The organism is Bradyrhizobium sp. PSBB068, from assembly GCA_016839165.1.
In the GTDB taxonomy this organism is placed as follows: domain Bacteria; phylum Pseudomonadota; class Alphaproteobacteria; order Rhizobiales; family Xanthobacteraceae; genus Bradyrhizobium.
Genome location: CP069300.1, coordinates 4844603 through 4860915, shown reverse-complemented (window position 1 = coordinate 4860915; position 16313 = coordinate 4844603). Strand labels below are relative to the sequence as shown.

General features: G+C 62.9%; 13 protein-coding genes. 9 read left to right on the top strand and 4 right to left on the bottom strand.

Annotated features, from left to right (window positions below; translation table 11 throughout):
• Positions 1–4: 4 nt before the first annotated feature.
• A complete protein-coding gene (locus JQ507_22660; GenBank protein QRI67759.1) occupies positions 5–1198 on the bottom strand; it encodes a CoA transferase in 1194 nt (397 codons plus the stop codon).
• 306 nt (positions 1199–1504) lie between these two features.
• Between JQ507_22660 and JQ507_22655 the strand changes: the two genes are divergently transcribed.
• The 7 genes from JQ507_22655 (at position 1505) to JQ507_22625 (ending at position 9145) form a co-directional block, all read left to right on the top strand.
• Entirely contained in the window at positions 1505–3058 is a 1554-nt protein-coding gene (locus JQ507_22655) for an oligosaccharide flippase family protein (protein ID QRI73465.1), read from the top strand.
• Between the two features lie 2 nt (positions 3059–3060).
• Complete coding sequence (gene asnB / locus JQ507_22650) at positions 3061–4899, top strand: asparagine synthase (glutamine-hydrolyzing) (GenBank protein QRI67758.1); 1839 nt, start codon at positions 3061–3063, stop codon at positions 4897–4899.
• A gap of 3 nt (positions 4900–4902) precedes the next feature.
• The gene (locus tag JQ507_22645; protein ID QRI67757.1) at positions 4903–6000 is read left to right on the top strand and encodes a glycosyltransferase family 1 protein; all 1098 of its coding nucleotides are present in this window, start codon (positions 4903–4905) and stop codon (positions 5998–6000) included.
• 43 nt (positions 6001–6043) lie between these two features.
• A complete protein-coding gene (locus JQ507_22640) occupies positions 6044–6886 on the top strand; it encodes a methyltransferase domain-containing protein (GenBank protein QRI67756.1) in 843 nt (280 codons plus the stop codon).
• A complete protein-coding gene (locus JQ507_22635; protein ID QRI67755.1) occupies positions 6883–7452 on the top strand; it encodes an acyltransferase in 570 nt (189 codons plus the stop codon). Before JQ507_22640 ends, JQ507_22635 begins: the two co-directional genes overlap by 4 nt.
• Positions 7442–8296, top strand: coding sequence for a methyltransferase domain-containing protein (locus JQ507_22630; protein ID QRI67754.1), 855 nt, complete (start codon positions 7442–7444; stop codon positions 8294–8296). Before JQ507_22635 ends, JQ507_22630 begins: the two co-directional genes overlap by 11 nt.
• Before the next feature lie 138 nt (positions 8297–8434).
• Positions 8435–9145, top strand: coding sequence for a class I SAM-dependent methyltransferase (locus JQ507_22625; protein QRI73464.1), 711 nt, complete (start codon positions 8435–8437; stop codon positions 9143–9145).
• Between the two features lie 70 nt (positions 9146–9215).
• Here JQ507_22625 and JQ507_22620 read toward each other — a convergent pair whose 3' ends face one another.
• On the bottom strand, positions 9216–10169 hold the full coding sequence (locus tag JQ507_22620) for an NAD-dependent epimerase/dehydratase family protein (protein ID QRI67753.1): 954 nt from the start codon (positions 10167–10169) through the stop codon (positions 9216–9218).
• Positions 10170–10382: 213 nt separating this feature from the next.
• On the opposite strand from JQ507_22620, the gene JQ507_22615 reads away from it, so the two are divergent.
• Positions 10383–11549: a glycosyltransferase family 4 protein gene (locus JQ507_22615; protein ID QRI73463.1), complete on the top strand. Its 1167-nt coding sequence runs from the start codon at positions 10383–10385 to the stop codon at positions 11547–11549.
• 87 nt (positions 11550–11636) lie between these two features.
• Here JQ507_22615 and JQ507_22610 read toward each other — a convergent pair whose 3' ends face one another.
• Positions 11637–12782, bottom strand: a complete 1146-nt coding sequence (locus JQ507_22610) for a hypothetical protein (GenBank protein ID QRI67752.1) — start codon at positions 12780–12782, stop codon at positions 11637–11639.
• A complete protein-coding gene (locus JQ507_22605; GenBank protein ID QRI67751.1) occupies positions 12779–14131 on the bottom strand; it encodes a glycosyltransferase in 1353 nt (450 codons plus the stop codon). The genes JQ507_22610 and JQ507_22605 overlap by 4 nt, the downstream gene beginning before the upstream one ends.
• Before the next feature lie 293 nt (positions 14132–14424).
• Between JQ507_22605 and asnB (JQ507_22600) the strand changes: the two genes are divergently transcribed.
• A complete protein-coding gene (gene asnB, locus JQ507_22600) occupies positions 14425–16239 on the top strand; it encodes an asparagine synthase (glutamine-hydrolyzing) (GenBank protein ID QRI67750.1) in 1815 nt (604 codons plus the stop codon).
• The last annotated feature ends 74 nt before the right edge of the window (positions 16240–16313 follow it).

Below are 16313 nucleotides of genomic sequence, written 5' to 3'. Positions count from 1 at the left end.
GGCGTCAAACGACCTTGCGCTGACGTAGCTCGGCGATCTCGTCACTGCCGAAACCGAACTCGGCCAGCACTTCCTCGGTCTGCTCGCCGAACTCCGGTGGACGCGCCACCATCTTGCTCGGCGTCCGCGACAGCGTCACCGGCTGGCTGACCAGCTGGATGTCCCGGTTCTCGTCGTTCGGCACGCGCTGGGCCATGCCGAGATGCTTGACCTGGGCATCCTCGAACATCTGGTCGATCGAGTAGATCGGCCCGCACGGCACGCCGGCGGCATTCAGCTCCTGCACCCAGGTCTCGGTCGATTTCTTCTCGGTCAGCGCGTTGATCCGCGCATTCAGCGCGTCGCGGTTCTTCGAGCGCGCCGGCGCAGTCGCATAGTTGGGGTCGGTGATCAGGTCGGGCGCGCCGATCGCCTGGGCGCACCGTTCCCAGATCCGTCCGCCTGTCGTGGCGATGTTGATGTAGCCGTCGGAGGTCTTGAACACGCCGGTCGGGATCGAGGTCGGATGGTTGTTGCCGGCCTGCTTGGCGACTTCCTTCTCCATCAGCCAGCGCGCCGCCTGGAAATCCAGCATGAATATCTGCGCCTGCAGCAGCGAGGTCTGCACCCACTGGCCTTCGCCGGAGACGTCACGTTCCAGCAGCGCGGTGAGGATGCCGAGCGCGCAAAACAGCCCCGCGGTCAGGTCGGCGACGGGAATGCCGACGCGCATCGGACCTTCGCCGGGCGCGCCGGTCACCGACATCAGGCCGCCCATGCCCTGTGCGATCTGATCGAAGCCCGGGCGCTTGTGATAGGGACCGTCCTGGCCGAATCCGGAGATGCTGCCATAGACGATCTTCGGATTGATCTGGCGGATGCTCTCATAGTCGATGCCGAGCTTGGCCTTGACGTCCGGCCGGAAGTTCTCGACGACGACGTCAGCCTGCTCGGCCAGCCGCTTGAACACTTCGAGCCCTTTGGGGTCCTTCAGGTTCAGCGTCATGGCCCGCTTGTTTCGGTGCAGGTTCTGGAAGTCCGATCCCCCGCGCGGGCCGCCCGGCTGCTCGCCGCCGCCGTCCTCCAGCAGCGCATCGATCTTGATCACGTTGGCACCCCAGTCGGCGAGCTGGCGCACGCAGGTCGGCCCAGACCGGACCCGGGTCAAATCCAGCACGGTGAAGCGGGACAGGGCTTGGGATGCGCGGGGAAAGGGCATTGAGACACCTCTTGTTTGGCGGGCCGCTCTGGGGCTTCGGTCACTCTGACTTAGACAATTTGGCAGGCCTTTCCAACCGTTACCCGGACAACAAACCGGAACTGGAAGCAAACCGGCATGGTTCCGCCGAGATCGGCCCTGCCTCGGCGGCCCGTTTCGGCCGGTCCGACGTGTGCTCGCGGCCCCGCCGTCCGCCAACCCTCGACAATCACTCCGCCGGCTGCTAGCCCGTCGCCAAGCCGAGTGGGTTTTGCCCTTTTGGAAGAGGCACTTGAGGCGTATCGAAGCGATGGACCGAAAGCGGGCATAGCGGTGAAGAGGGGTCCATCCCATCTGCTCGGTAACTCGGCATGGAATGCGACCGCGTTTGCGGTCGCGGTTCTGCTCAATCTGGCGATTCTCCCGTTCGTGATTCTCCGGCTCGGCCTTGCCGCGTTCGGCGTCGCGGGTTTGGTGACCGCCTGTGTCGCGCCGGCGCTGATGTTCAGCAATGCGCTTGGCCTCTCGACCGCGCGCGAACTCGCGCAACGGCTGGAGCCGTCCGATCGCGACGCGGCACGGCGGTTTTTCGCGACCGCCCTTGCGCTCGCCGTAGCCGGGGGCAGTGTGATCGCGGCATTGCTTGCCTTTGCCGGAGCGCCGCTCGCACGATTGGGATTTCACCTCGGAGGTCCGGCCGGTGACGACCTTGGGCTTGCCTTCGCGCTGGCCGGCGCCGGTTGGCTATGCCAGTGCCTGTTCGCGGTCTTCCAGTCGCTATTCACGGCACGTCAGGACTATCGGCGGATCGCGGCGATCAGCATCACCGGCACAGTGGTGACGACGATGTCGATGCTGCTGCTGATCCCCCACGCGCCGCGCGCCTCGACCTTTCTCGGCTGTCAGGCCCTGGGCTTTGCGACAAATCTGCTGATGGCTCTCGCTTGGTCGCGGCTCGCCATCAACGATTGGCTAGCACGGCCGACGCTCGATCAAGGCGCGCTGCGGGCATTGGTCAAGCTTGGCGGCTGGCAGGTCGCGGCACAAAGCGGCGCGCTGTTCTCAGGTCAGGCGGACCGCTATCTGCTCGGCGTGCTGCTGCAGCCGCAATTCGTCGGCTTTTACAGCGTCGCGCAGCGGCTGGAGGAGGCGGTCTATATCGGCGTGCTGAAGATCGGCGAGATCCTGTTCCCGTTCTTCAGCACGCTGCAGAAGGAGGATGACGACCGCAAGGTCGACCTCTTGCTGCGCTCGTCGTGGATTCTCAACGTCCTGGCCGCGAGCGCGCTGGGTGGTCTGATCCCGGTCGCCGGTGCGTTGCTGTATCGATGGACCGGCGCCGAAGTCGCCGCCGAGGCGCAGCTGGTGCTGGTGGTGCTTGCGATCAGCGGAATCTTGGGCTCGAGCGCCAACGTGTTCGCGTACTATCTGCTGTCGCAGGGCCGCTCCAGCTACAACGCGCTGATCTCGCTCGTCACGGGCTTTTTCACGCTGGCGACCAGCGCCATCGCATTGCCGATTTTCGGTTGGCAGGCGGCCGGCTGGAGCTCCTGTGTCGGCATGGTCGCCCAGGTGGTGATCACCGTGCTGCTGTTGCGGCGTACCTTCAGGCTTTCAGGGATGTGGTCGCGGATGCTGCATTTCGTCCTGATCCCGCTCGGGACCGGCGTCGCGATTGCGTTGGCGCTGCGCTCGCAGCTTGGCCATGTATCATTCGACCACGCGCCGTCATGGTGGTATGTGGTGTCGCTCTACGGCGTATCGGCGGCGGTGATCTTTGTCGCCGCCGTTGCCGTGTCGCAGCTGGGTCCCTATCGCTCCGTCTGCTGGCGGGATCTCCGCATCATCATCACCCGCTTCTTGCCGTTCAAGGCCGCCTAGACATGTGTGGTATCGCAGGCATCGTCAATCTTCGGGGCAATCCCGTCGAGCCGGCCGAGATCTCACGACTCACCAGCCTGATCGCGCATCGCGGACCGTTCGGCGAAGGCACCTGGTTCAATGCGAAACGAAACGTCGCCTTCGGCCACCGCCGGCTTGCCATCATCGATCCCGGCGAGGGCGGCTATCAGCCGATGGTGTCAGGCGATGGCCGCCATGTGATCGTCTACAACGGCGAGATCTACAACTTCCTCGAATTGCGCCGCGAGCTCGAGGCGAAGGGCGCGGTGTTCCGCAGCCAGTCCGATACCGAGGTGATCCTTGCCGCCTGGCAGGCCTGGGGAGAGGACATGCTGCTGCGCTTCAACGGCATGTGGGCGCTGGCGATCTACGATACGGCGACTGACGAGCTGTTCCTTGCCCGCGATCGCTTCGGCATCAAGCCGATGCTGTACGCGTTGTCATCCGAGCGGTTCGTGTTCGCGTCCGAGCAGCGGGCGCTGGCGCGGAGCGGGCTGCTCGAGACGTCGCTCGATATCGACGTGGCGCGTCGGCTGCTGCTTGACCCGTTCGGAATCGAAGGCAGCGAGCGGACGCTGTATTCGCAGGTTCGCCGCCTGCAAGGCGGCCACTGCATGTGGCTGCGCCAGGGCCGCGTACAGGTGCGCCGCTGGTGGCGGACCGTGGACCATCTGCCCGCGATCCCGCAAACCGAGACCGAACGCGTCGCGCGCTTTCGCGACCTGTTTCAGGATTCCGTTGCCTTGCGTATGCGCAGCGACGTGCCGATCGGGACCTGCCTGTCGGGCGGCTTCGACTCGTCCGCGGTGATCTGCGCCATGGCGAGCCATGAGAAGGCCGGCATGGGGCCACGAGACTCCACCGCCTGGCGGCATGCCTTCGTCGCGACCTTTCCGGGGGCCAGCAATGACGAGCGGCCGATGGCGGAGGAGGCGGCGGCGTGGGCCGACGTGGCACCGAGCTTCCTCGAGATCGGGCGCGCCGATGCGCTCACCGATCTTGACCGCATCCTCGACGATAATGACGACGTCTATATCGGGCTGCCCAGCGCGCCGTGGCTGATCTATCGCGAGCTGCGGCGCCAGAACGTCACCGTGTCGCTCGATGGCCACGGCGCAGACGAGTTGATGGGCGCTTACTTCCAGGAAGGACAGTCGGCCGCGTTCCGGATCCGCAACGCAGCGGCTGCGCTGATGTCGCGATCGCGGCTGGCGCAGCGCGGCATCGACTTCCTGCGCGCGCAGATGATCAGCCGCCAGGGGCGCTATTTCCTGCGGGGAGGCTTGACCGCGATCCCCGCAGCGCTGCCGCTGGTCGCCGAAAACGACGAACTCCCTGATACGTGGGGGGCGCTGAACCGGCGTCTCTACCGCATGTTCCACTCGACCACGCTGCCCACCATTCTGCGCAATTTCGACCGGCTCTCGATGGCCCATGGGATCGAGGTCCGCATGCCGTTCATGGACTGGCGTCTGGTGACCTATACGATGGCACTGCCGGAAACCAGCAAATCGGCCGACGGCATGACCAAGGTGGTGGCGCGGCAGGCGATGGCGAACCTGATGCCCGAAAGCATCCGCACCGCGCGCCGCAAGGTCGGCTTCAACTCGCCGATGCCGGAATGGCTGAATGGACCGTTGGCCGGTTGGACCGCGGAGCTGGTCGAGCGGAAGGTCCCGGCATTTGCCGAGTTCGTCGACGAGGCGCCGCTCCGACAGGCGGTTGGCCACTTGACGGCAACGCAGCGCTGGGATTGGGAATCCGTTGGCCGGATCTGGCCATACCTGAACATGAAATGGCTGTTGGCGAGGTCCGCATAACCAATGCGTCTGTTCCAGAATAGCGGTCTCTATCCGTCCTATCTGCCGCGATTGAACCAGCTTGCGGCAAATGCCTCGACTTTCGCGGCACGTCGCGACGTGTTCTTGCACGATCGTTTTGGTGCGGCGCATTTTCTCAAGCCGGTGCTCGATGGCGCGCCCGAAGCCTTCTTCACCAATGCTGACGACGAAGTGCTGCAGCGCCGGTGGGCGCGTGAGCAAGGCATGCAGGGCGCGCCGACGCTCGAGGCCATTCTGCTCGCGCAGATCGAGCATCACGGAACCGAGGTGTTCTACAATCTCGATCCGGTGCGCTTTCCGAGCGCGTTCGTCGCCAAGCTTCCCGGCTGTGTGAGGAAGACGCTGTGCTGGCGCGCGGCGCCCTCGGGAAATGCTGACCTCAGGGCCTATGGCGCCGTGCTCGGAAATTTCCCCTCGATCCTCCAGGCCTGGCGCGACAAAGGATGCCGGGCGGAGCTGTTCTTCCCTGCGATCGATCCTGTCATGGAGCAATATGGCCACGGCGAGCGGCCGATCGACGTGGCATTCGTCGGTGGATATTCGCGGCATCACAGCGCGCGCGGCAGGACGCTCGAACAGGTCGCGGCGCTGGCGGCCGATCGCAACATCGTGTTCTGCCTCGATGCATCGCGGCTGACCCGGCTTGCCGAAAGCGCGGTCGGGCGATTGCTGCCGCTGGGGAAACACCGGCGCCCCGACGTCATCGCGCGCATCGCAAGGACGCCGCTGTTCGGCCGGGATCTCTACGAACTGTTCGGGTCAGCGAAGATCGTGCTCAACGGCGCCATCGACATGGCCGGCAATGATCGCGGCAATATGCGCTGCTTCGAGGCGATGGGCTGCGGATCGCTGCTGGTGTCGGATGCGGGCAATTATCCGGAGGCGATGCAGGATGGGGTCACGATGCGTACCTATGATGTTCCCGAGCGGGCCGTGGAGGCGATTTCGAGCAGCCTGCAGGATTGGCCGCAATGGGCCGGGATCGCTGAAACCGGCAGGGCGCGCGTGCAGGGGACCTACAGCAAGGCCTGGCAATGGGCGCAGTTTATCGACCTCGTCGCGCGGATTGAGCCGTGCTAGAGGGGGGCATTGTGCCGGCCAGCGGGCGGGCGATCGGGCCGAGATGATGTCTGCAAGTGACTTGATCCATCAACTGAAATGGGCGGCTGACGGGCTTGCCGTGCCGCTCTTCAAGCTGCGGCCGCGTCCGTTCGGCCCAGGCTATCAGACGGTCAAGCGCGACACCATCACGGCGGCCATCGATGCGGGCCTGCTTCAGACGGGAAATGAGCTTCCGCCCGGCTACGGCGTCGCCATGGACGAGCGCGTGGTGGAATATCCTTGGGTCTATGGCCGACTGACCAATGTAGGCAAGATGCTGGACGCGGGATCGACCTTCAATCACGACTTCCTGCTGCAGCGTGCGCCATTGCGTGGCGCGGATCTCACCATCATGACGCTGGCGCCGGAGCGGCGATGCTATTGGCGTGATGGCTACTCCTACATGTTCGGCGATCTCCGCAAGACGATGTTCGGCGACCATGTGTTCGACACCGTCGCGAGCATTTCCACGATCGAGCACATCGGTCTCGACAACCAGATGCTCTACACCGGCGATCCGCGCGACGCCGAGACCGATCGGGACGGCTTCGTTCCGGCGGTGAAGGAGTTCAAGCGCATCCTCAAGCCCGGCGGCACCTGCCTGATCTCCGTGCCGTTCGGCAAGCGCGACAATCTCGGCTGGTACCAAGTGTTCGATCTTGCCATGATCGAGCGCATCATCGAGGCATTCGGTGCGGCATCGCACCAGGTGGATTATTTCGGCTATTCGCGACAAGGCTGGTCGCGCCAGAGCGCCGAGGCGCTCGCCGACGCGACCGTTTTTGACGTGCATACCGGAAAGGGGCAGGGCGATGACCTTGCGGCGTCGTCGCGCGCCATCGCTTGCCTGCAGCTGACGGCATGAATCTCGATTACCTGATCCAGCGTCTGATCGGTCGCGCGACCTGCCGCTTGCGGGCCGACGCGGCGCTCGGCCGCTACGCCAGGATTAGGAACATCCGCGGCGATTCCGACAAGATCGTCGTCGGCCGCAACAGCCGCGTCCTGGGCGAGCTCCTGACGTTCGCACATGGCGGGGAGATCCAGATCGGCGAATGGTGCTATGTCGGCGAGGGAACCCGGATCTGGTCGGCGGCCTCGATCGAGATCGGCAACCGCGTGCTGATCTCGCATTCGGCGAACGTGTTCGACAATCTCACCCATCCGCTGCGGGCAGAGGAGCGTCACCGGCAGGTGCAACAGATTTTCACGCGCGGCCATCCGGACGACATCTCGCTGGACGAGAGCCCCGTCAAGATCTGCGATGATGCATGGGTCGGCGCGGGCGCGATGGTCCTGCGCGGCGTGACCGTGGGCCAAGGCGCCATTGTCGCGGCCGGCGCGGTCGTGACCAAGGATGTCGCGGCATTTTCGATCGTGGCCGGCAATCCGGCCGTGCTGGTGAGGGAGCTTGGCCCCGGTGAGCGGTGAGCGCAAGTTTACTACCTGGGAGGAAGCGGTGGTCTGGCTGCGCAATCAGCCGGACCAGCGCCAGCTCGTACTCGACGCATTCTACGACGATCCGCTCGCCGGCGCCGCTGAACGCTATTTCCACAGCTCCGAGTGGCAGGCGGTCGCCTCGCTGTTGCGCGGCCGCTCGGGTGCCGCGCTCGACGTCGGCGCCGGCCGCGGCATTGCGAGCTATGCGCTCGCCCGAACCGGCTTTGCCGTCACCGCACTGGAGCCCGATCCGAGCTCGATCGTGGGAGCGACGGCGATCCGCGCTCTGGCGCAACAGACGCAATTGCCGATCAAGGTGGTCGAGGAGTTTTCCGAGCGGCTGCCGTTCGCCGACGCGACGTTCGATCTGGTCTTCGCACGTGCCGTCTTGCATCATACGCGCGATCTCGACGGCGCCTGCCGGGAGATGTTTCGCGTGTTGCGGCCGGGCGGCATGCTGATCGCCGCGCGCGAGCATGTCATCAGCAAGGAGGCGGATCTTCCGCAGTTCCTCGCGCAGCATCCGCTGCACCATCTCTACGGCGGCGAACATGCGTTCCTGCTGGATCGCTACACCGGCGCGCTGGCGAGCGCGGGATTTTCCGCGATCGACACGCTGGCGCCACTGCAAAGCCCGATCAATCTTGCCCCCCATACAGAGGACACGTTGAGGTCCGCACTTGTCGAGAAGCTAGCACAAAGGGTTCCCTTGCGCCCGCTCTGGCGCGGCGCACTCGCCTCCGAGCGCGTATTTGCCTCGCTACTCGCAATTGCTACGCGCTTTGACCGCAGACCGGGTCGCCTCTACTCATTTGTTGGCCGCAAGCCGGCCTGAATGCGCGCGTGCCGAAAGCGCGGCGCTGTCGTGAGGAAAGGCGCCAAGCTTGAGCGATCTCAGCTTTTGGCCTACCACTAAGCTGCTCCGAAAATTGGCCATGCAGCCATCCTGGATAGAATGATGGTCGACGAAGAGATGAAACTGCACCGGATCGACGAGGGTTCGATCTATGCAAACCTAGAGTATCTTGCCAACAATCCCTCTTGGCATGTCGAGGAGTCTCCCTGGAAAGCAGACAAGATCTACGAAATCTTGCGCAGGAATGGTCTCGCTCCATCCCGAATCGCGGAAGTAGGCTGTGGCGCTGGGGAAATTCTCGTGCAGCTCAAGGCGCGGCTGCCAGCGACTTCGTTCGTCGGTTACGAGATGTCAGAGCAAGCGTTCAAGCTGGCGGCGACGCGCGAACGCGACGGTATTCACTACGTCAAGGGCAACCTGCTTGAATTCGATGAATCCTTCGGTGCTTTGCTGTGCATCGACGTGTTCGAACACGTGGATGATTACATCGGATTCATCAAGGCCTTGAAATCCCGCGCAGAGTACAAGGTCTTTCATATTCCGCTCGACCTTTCCGTTCAGTCGGTTCTGCGCGGTGATGCTCTGAACGGAATCCGATCGAGGGTCGGCCATCTCCATTACTTCACCAAGCAGACGGCCTTGGAGACGATCAGGTATTGCGGATACGACGTGATCGACTACAATTTTACGGCGCTGGCGATCGAGCCGCCTGGCCGAGGTCTTCGGGCCAATCTCATGAAGGTGCCGCGCGTGCTGTTGTCCAAGCTATCGGTCGACCTGGCAGCCCGCATTTTGGGCGGATGGTCCTTGATGGTACTTGCGAAATAGCACCATAACCGGCTCGGGCAACTATATTCCTTGATCGGCGGCCGCGCTCGTCCGTGGGCAGGCCTGAGGCTCACGCGAGACCGTCATCGAACCGGCCGTCCCACGCGCGCTGCATGCTCTCTGCGAGGGATACTGAGGGGACCCAGCCGGTCAGCTGTCTCAACTTGTCCGTGGATGCTTTCAGCATGGGGCGGTCGACCGATCGCATCCGCGCGGGATCCTGCTGAATGTCGATCCTGATGCCGGACGCCGCCGCGATGGCTTCGACCACTTCGCCGACCGAGTGCGTGCGCCCCGTGCCGAGGTTCGAGATGATCGGGCCACGGTCGAATGCGTCAGAGGTTCCGAGCGCGCGGAAGCCGCGCGCAACGTCGCTGACGTCAATGTAGTCGCGATGCGGAAACAGGTTGCCCAGCGCAAGCCGGGTCGTGCCGGCCGCGAGTTGCTCCACGATCGCCGGCACCAGATGCGGATTGGTCTCGCCGGGGCCGACCACGTTGAACAGCCGGACGATCGTCCCGCGGACCTTGTTCTGTGCGTGGAAATAGCGAACGAAGTGCTCGGCATGAAGCTTGGTGTAGCCGTAGATATCGACCGGGCCGAGCGTGTCGTCTTGCTCGAGATGGGCTGCGTCGGCTGGACGATAGACCGCGGCGGTCGATGCAAGAACGAATTTGGTGCCTGGTGCCACCGCATGCAACAGGTTGATGGTGCCCGACACGTTGATGCTGTTGGCCGATCCCGGCTCCGCTTCGCAGGCCGGAATGAAGTGGACGGCTGCCAAATGAAAAACGATGTCCGGCTTGATCCGCTGAACGATTTCGCCAACCGCTCCGGAATCGCGGATGTCGCAGCGATGTAGGACGAACTTGCCCTGGTCCATCTTCTCGAGCCGGTCCTCGCCGCAGGCCAGATTGTCGATGACATGGATGTCGCGCGCGGCGTTTTCCGCGATCAGCTGGCGAACCAGCTCACGGCCCACGTAGCCGACGCCGCCCGTGACGACGATGGAACTACCGTTCATTCACTTCTCCTCTTGAAATGGGCTCGAAAATAGCCGATTTCTCGCCGCGATCTTCGACGTCCGGTTAGCGAATTTTTGTCCAAAGGGCTAGGTTTTGATAGGATCGCGCGGCTGTCGAACCGCCGGCTCCGCAGCGTTGGGCGGTATGGGCGAATGCAGGAAGTACAGTTCGTGAACGGTCGCAGCAGCGATGCCAGGCAGGCTGCGGGGCCGGTGACGGCAGGCGCACCGTTGCGTGTCGCGTTCACCCATATCTCGCGCCGGCGCTGGGCCGGCGGCTACAACTATCAAGGCAATTTATTCGCGGCGCTGGCGCGATTCCGGCCGGGCGAGTTCGCGCCGATCCTGTTTGCGGGAAAGCAGGACGATGCGGACGAGTTGGCCGGGCCAGCGGGCATAGAAGGTGTCGAGGTCGTTCAATCCGCGGCATTCGATGGACAGGCCGGCCTCGTTCAGGCGCTGACGCTCGGCGTCGACCGGGCCGCGGCTGCAGCCTTTCGCGCCCATCGCGTCGATGCGGTATTTGAATCAGCGCGTTTCTTCGGCTGGCGTCTGCCTCGTCCGGCGGTGGCCTGGATTCCGGACCTGCAGCATCTTGCCCTGCCGCATATGTTCACGACGGCCGGGCGCTGGCGCCGCGAGATCGGCTTTCGCGTTCAGATCGCGTCGGGACGAACGATCATGCTGAGCAGCGAGAGCGCCTTGCGCGATTTCAGGGCGCACTACCCGCGTGCCCAAAACCCGGTCAGCGTCGTACGCTTTGCGACCCAGCCGCCCGCCGCATTCCTGAGCACGGACCCGTCAGAGGTGATCGCCGCCCATAATCTGCCGGCGCACTACTTCTATCTGCCCAACCAGTTCTATCGCCACAAGAACCACCAGCTCGTCGTCGACGCCCTGACGATCCTGAAGCGTCGTGGGGTCGACGTGGTCGTCTGCGCCTCCGGCAGCACGGAAGATCGGCGCGAGCCGGGCTACTATGACCTGGTCAATTCCGAGATCAAGAAACGTGGTCTCGAGACCTACTTCCGGCACCTCGGCGTCATCCCGTTGCCGCACGTCTACGCGCTGCTGCGATCTTGTATCGCGCTGCTCAACCCGTCGCGCTTCGAGGGCTGGAGCACGACGGTCGAGGAGGCGAAGTCGTTCGGCGTTCCGATGATCCTGTCCGACATCGACGTGCACCGGGAGCAGACCGCCGGTGCTGCGCGCTATTTCGGGGTCGATGATCCGGCCGCGCTGGCGGATCATCTGACGCAGCTCTCGGAGCACAATCGCGGGCCGGTGATTCGAAATATCGTCCCGCATCAGGACGATGACGTCGGCGCGTTCGCGGCGAGTTTCGCTGCCACCGTGCGGCAGGCTGTTTCAGCAGGGTGAGAAGCAAGGCTTGGTGAAGTGGACGCTCAGCGTCTGCGCGAAACACGCTGATATCGCCGACTGAAGCCGCCGGTCAAACCGCTTGCCCTAACCGGCATCCGGAAGCAGTTCAAAGTTGCTGTCGGGGCTTTCATAGGCGCCGAGCATCGCCTTGGCGATCAGCTTCGGATTGTGCCATCGTTCGACATAACGGCGCGATGCCTCGCCGCGTGCGCGCCACTCGGACCATCGGTCAAGAATGCCGGCAATGCTTTCGACCAGGTTCCCCGGGCTCAATTCGTAAACGGGCAACTCGCGCTTGAGGGCATCCGGAACGAACATCATATCTTCATCCCGGACATAGCACGCGACCGGCTTTCCCATCGCCATCATCTCGACGGCAAAGCCGCCGTACCAGCCTGCCAATACCTGGTCGATTGCGAGGTCTGCCGACCGATAGATTTCCAACGCGCGCTCATGGCTCGTCTTTTCGACGAGGATGAGCTCGAAATCGTAACGCGACCGCAATTGTTCGAGGGCATTCAGGATCATCGGTGTACCCTTGATCCGTCCGGCAGTCGGGGCATGAACGATCTTCGGTCGCCCCTGCGTGGAGGGCAGTGCGACGTCGAACTTTTCGATCTCGACGTTTGAATACGGGAGAAATTGGCCGTTCGGGACGATGTGTCCGAGCTCCGGATTGAGGTAGAAGACCCGGTCGAACAGCGGCAGCACCTTGTCGATCAGGAAATGCCGCCGGTGGTCGAGAGCGTCCGTGCATCTTTGATACAGCTCGCAATGTTGCGGGGCGCACATCGTCCATTCGTTTCGGCTATTTCCCTCCCTGGCCAACCGGACATCACAACCCTGCAATGTCATGAACAGCTTCTTGTCGAAGAGGCGGGCGGCGTGCAGGTCTGCGGCCCCGAGCTTGTTGATCAGGTCCGTGATCAGCGATGGCCTGGAGAGCACTGATCCGGGCGCCGAGAGCGGGAAGCCTGGCGACAGGAAGGTCTGTCCAAAATAGTAATGAAGAACGTCGTAGCGCCACTGGTTCTTCAGGCCGAACGCCGCGCTGCGAATAGCCGTCTCGAGGAATCCGGCGTTCTTTCCAGCCAGCATCCGGTCTGCCGCGTATCCGAGCCACGTGTCGTTTCGAACGACCACGTCGCTCGATGCTCCGAGCTGCCGTTCAGCACGGGACAGCACCCAAGGCTGATTCCCGACATTGACTGGTCCGTGCAAGATTCTCATGTGCGCGCATTCAGGTCGACGGACCGGGGCGAAGGTCGCGCAGATTGCGAGACATGATCGTGTTTCGTGAGTTCGTCGACTTGCCGCGTCAGGCTCGCCAGCAGATTCTCGGGAAGATCGGCGGTCTCGCAATAGAGCTTCCCGAGTCTCGCTGCGACCGCTTGCAAACTGTAGTGCGTCTCTACATAGCGGCGTCCGGCGTTGCCGATGCCGTTCAGGTCGAGCTCGCCTCTGAGGCATCGCTTCAGGACGTTGTAGATCTCGTCAGGACGGGTGTTGATGATCGGACAGGTGGCCGGATCGATCATCATCTGGTCGCTACGCAGAAAGCAGAGCACCGGTTTGGCCATCGCCATCGCCTCGAGCGCCGTATAGCCGTGAAAGCCCGCGACGAATTGATCCGCAACCACATGCGATGCGCCGAATAGCTCGATGACCTTCTTGTTGGGAACTCCCTGCACGGAGATCAGCTCGATTTTCTCACCCTCTTTCACCAATCGGTCGATCGCTTCGATCAGAAGCCGGGTACCCTTGAAGTGCCCGTGGTTCGGCGCGTGTGCTACTTTCAGCGTGTCGCCGACGCTGTACGTCGGCGGCTTCGCGGCGAATTTGCCTGCGTCAATCGGCCAGTAGTGGATGTCCCGGCAACCGGGCACGTACGTCACCATGTCGCCCATTGCGATCTGAGCCGTCGCACGACCCTTCAGGCGGTTGATCGACGAGGCATGCATCTCCGTCGTGCAGACGCAGAATTTGCCCGGCGCCGGGCATTCTTCGCACAGGTTGGGGTGACCGAGTTCGAGCGTTGTTTCCCTTGCACGGACGTCAGCACCATAAGCGTAGGTATATAGCCGCTTTCTCGAGCGGACGAGGAGGTCGAGTTCCCATGGGTTGATGCCGTAGCGTTCGTCGCTCAGCATCAGGCCGCGGTCATAGAAGTAGTTGAAGAAATCGAAGCGCAGCAGGGCCCACGCAAAAACAAGGCGACGAAACAGGCCGAGGCCTCTTCGGCTGCGTATCAGTCGAAGGAATCCCTCGAACAGGATGAGATTGATGTCAAATGACCTCGTCACGTAGTAGGTGTTGAACACCAGCGAGGACGAGCGGAAGCCCAGCATGCGATCGCAGCGCGCGAGAAGCGGCAAGGTCAGGATCGGAGTGGAGGCCCACAAGGTGCGCACCTTTCCCTGCGCAAGACGCTTCTCGGTGGCGCGCCGCGCCGCGCTCACAAGCATGCGAGTGGCGAAATCTGCGATGGCAGATTGGGTCGGCCGCGGAGATTCAACACCGCCGGAGCGAAGGGTGGCTTCCTTCAGCGACGTTGGTCCGATGGGTTCAATCTTGTTCACTCGGGAGTCCGATGGATGCCAACTCAATGTCAACCGGGAGCTTTTAGCACATGTTCAGTTCGAAGTGCCGCTCGGATGGCCGCGGGCCCACGGAGAGGCTGCACGGAATTGGCGGCCGGCTAGCGCTATCTCAGGTTTCAGCAACGCACGAAGACAGCTTCGTTTGGTCCGGGAACGTTGACGTTCAATACGCGAACAGGCTAAGACAGCGGCGGTTTGTTCCAAATGCGCACATATTCTGACGCGGCGGTTATACCGAGCTCCGCCATCGAATCAATCTGGATAGGCATTTCGTGTGCGGCATTTTTGGACTTGTAGATAAGACCGGGCCCGTCGATGCCCGCCGAGTGGACCAGATGACCGATCTCGTTGCCCACCGTGGACCGGATGGGCGCGGCGTGAGGGTTAGCGGGAACGTCGGGCTGGGCCACCGGAGACTGGCCGTTATCGATCTGACCGATGACGGCGCGCAGCCGATGTGCGACAGGCGGCTTCCCGTCTGGATCACCTACAATGGTGAGATCTACAATTACATCGAGCTGCGCGCGGAGCTTGAGGCTCTCGGATATACCTTCGACTCGGCCTCGGACACCGAGGTCCTGCTGACGGCCTATATTTGCTGGGGCCCGGAGTGCCTCGAGCGCTTCAACGGCATGTGGTCGTTTGCGATTCACGATGAGCGCGACAATACGCTGTTCTGCGCCCGCGACCGGTTCGGCGTGAAGCCGTTCTACTATGTCGACACGGCCAAGCAGTTCGCGTTTGGCTCCGAGATCCGCCAGCTTCTTCCGTTGATCGAGCGCCCGATTGCGGATGATGGTCTGATCAACGATTTCCTCGTTTGCGGCATGACCGACCATACCAATCGGACTTTCTTCAAGGGCGTCGACAAGCTGCCTCCGGGGCATTGGATGCGTGTCGACGTGTCGACAGGCCGCGTCGAAATCAAGCGCTATTATTCGCTTGCTCCGGGTTCGGCGGTGACCGATGAGGCCGACGCGGCAGGGTCGCTGCGCGAGCTGCTTGACGACGCGACGCGCCTGCGGCTGCGTTCGGATGTCCGTGTCGGAACCTGCCTCTCGGGAGGATTGGATAGTTCGAGCGTGGCAGCGCTGGCCGCGCGGCGTTATGCGCCAGGTTCCGGCGAGCGCTTCTTTGCCATCACGGCCGTGAGTGAGCAGGCCTCCAACAATGAGGAGACCTACGCGGCGGAGGTTGCGGAGAAGGCGGAATTGAACTGGCTACGCACCAAGCCGACCTATCAGGATTTCGCGTCGACGGCGGAGACCTTGCTCGAGGTCCAGGAGGAGCCGTTCGCAGGCCCCTCGATCATGATGCAGTACGAAGTTATGAGGGCCGCGCGATCGAATGGCGTCATCGTGCTGCTCGACGGCCAGGGCGGCGACGAAACGTTGTTGGGATATCATCGCTACTATGCTGCCTGGCTGCTCGACCATCTCCGCCGCGGTGGCGTCGGTGGATTTCTATCGGCCTTCAGCGCTGCAACGCAGGCAGGTATTTCGCGCGGACGGTTGCTGTTCTATCTGTTCGGCGCCAGTTCGGCCGGGCTGCGTGCCGCCTATTACCGCTTGCGCTACGCCTTTCTGAAAAAGCCTGACCTTCCCGAACCGCTGCGCCGCTTTGCGTCGAAGGCGCGGGACGCGCAGGGCATGCAAGTGCTGGAGATCAATGAAACCAATCTACCGATGCTGTTGCGCTTCGAAGACAAGAATTCGATGAGGTTCGGCATCGAGACGCGGCTTCCATTCCTTGACTATCGTTTCGTCGAGTTTGCTCTGGCTCTTCCGACACGCATCAAGCTGAACAAGGGCTGGGTAAAATGGCCGCTCCGTGCCGCGATGAACGACCTTTTGCCGGCCAGCATCAGCTGGCGTCGGGACAAGATCGGCTTTGCCGCGCCCGACCAGATCTGGCTCACCCGGCACTCGGCCGCGATGTATGACAAGGTGATCGCAAGCGAGCTCCTGGCTCGCTATGTCGACATGCCGAAGCTCAAGCGGAAATTTCACCGGCTCGACCTTGGAATGCGCTGGAGGCTTTATTGCGTTGCGCTCTGGGGGGAGCGCTTTCGGGTCGAAGCGCCATGACGCCTGATGATTCCTGGATGTCATCGTCGCTATCGGCAACTGCCGATTTGTCAGCGGATTCTTTCCGGGCCGGC

Excerpts from the sequence above, each read along its gene's own strand:
- JQ507_22660 (QRI67759.1), bottom strand. The coding sequence starts at position 1,198 with ATGCCCTTTCCCCGCGCATCCCAAGCCCTGTCCCGCTTCACCGTGCTG.
- asnB (QRI67758.1), top strand. The coding sequence starts at position 3,061 with ATGTGTGGTATCGCAGGCATCGTCAATCTTCGGGGCAATCCCGTCGAG.
- JQ507_22645 (QRI67757.1), top strand. The coding sequence starts at position 4,903 with ATGCGTCTGTTCCAGAATAGCGGTCTCTATCCGTCCTATCTGCCGCGA.
- JQ507_22640 (QRI67756.1), top strand. The coding sequence starts at position 6,044 with ATGATGTCTGCAAGTGACTTGATCCATCAACTGAAATGGGCGGCTGAC.
- JQ507_22635 (QRI67755.1), top strand. The coding sequence starts at position 6,883 with ATGAATCTCGATTACCTGATCCAGCGTCTGATCGGTCGCGCGACCTGC.
- JQ507_22625 (QRI73464.1), top strand. The coding sequence starts at position 8,435 with ATGAAACTGCACCGGATCGACGAGGGTTCGATCTATGCAAACCTAGAG.
- JQ507_22620 (QRI67753.1), bottom strand. The coding sequence starts at position 10,169 with ATGAACGGTAGTTCCATCGTCGTCACGGGCGGCGTCGGCTACGTGGGC.
- JQ507_22610 (QRI67752.1), bottom strand. The coding sequence starts at position 12,782 with ATGAGAATCTTGCACGGACCAGTCAATGTCGGGAATCAGCCTTGGGTG.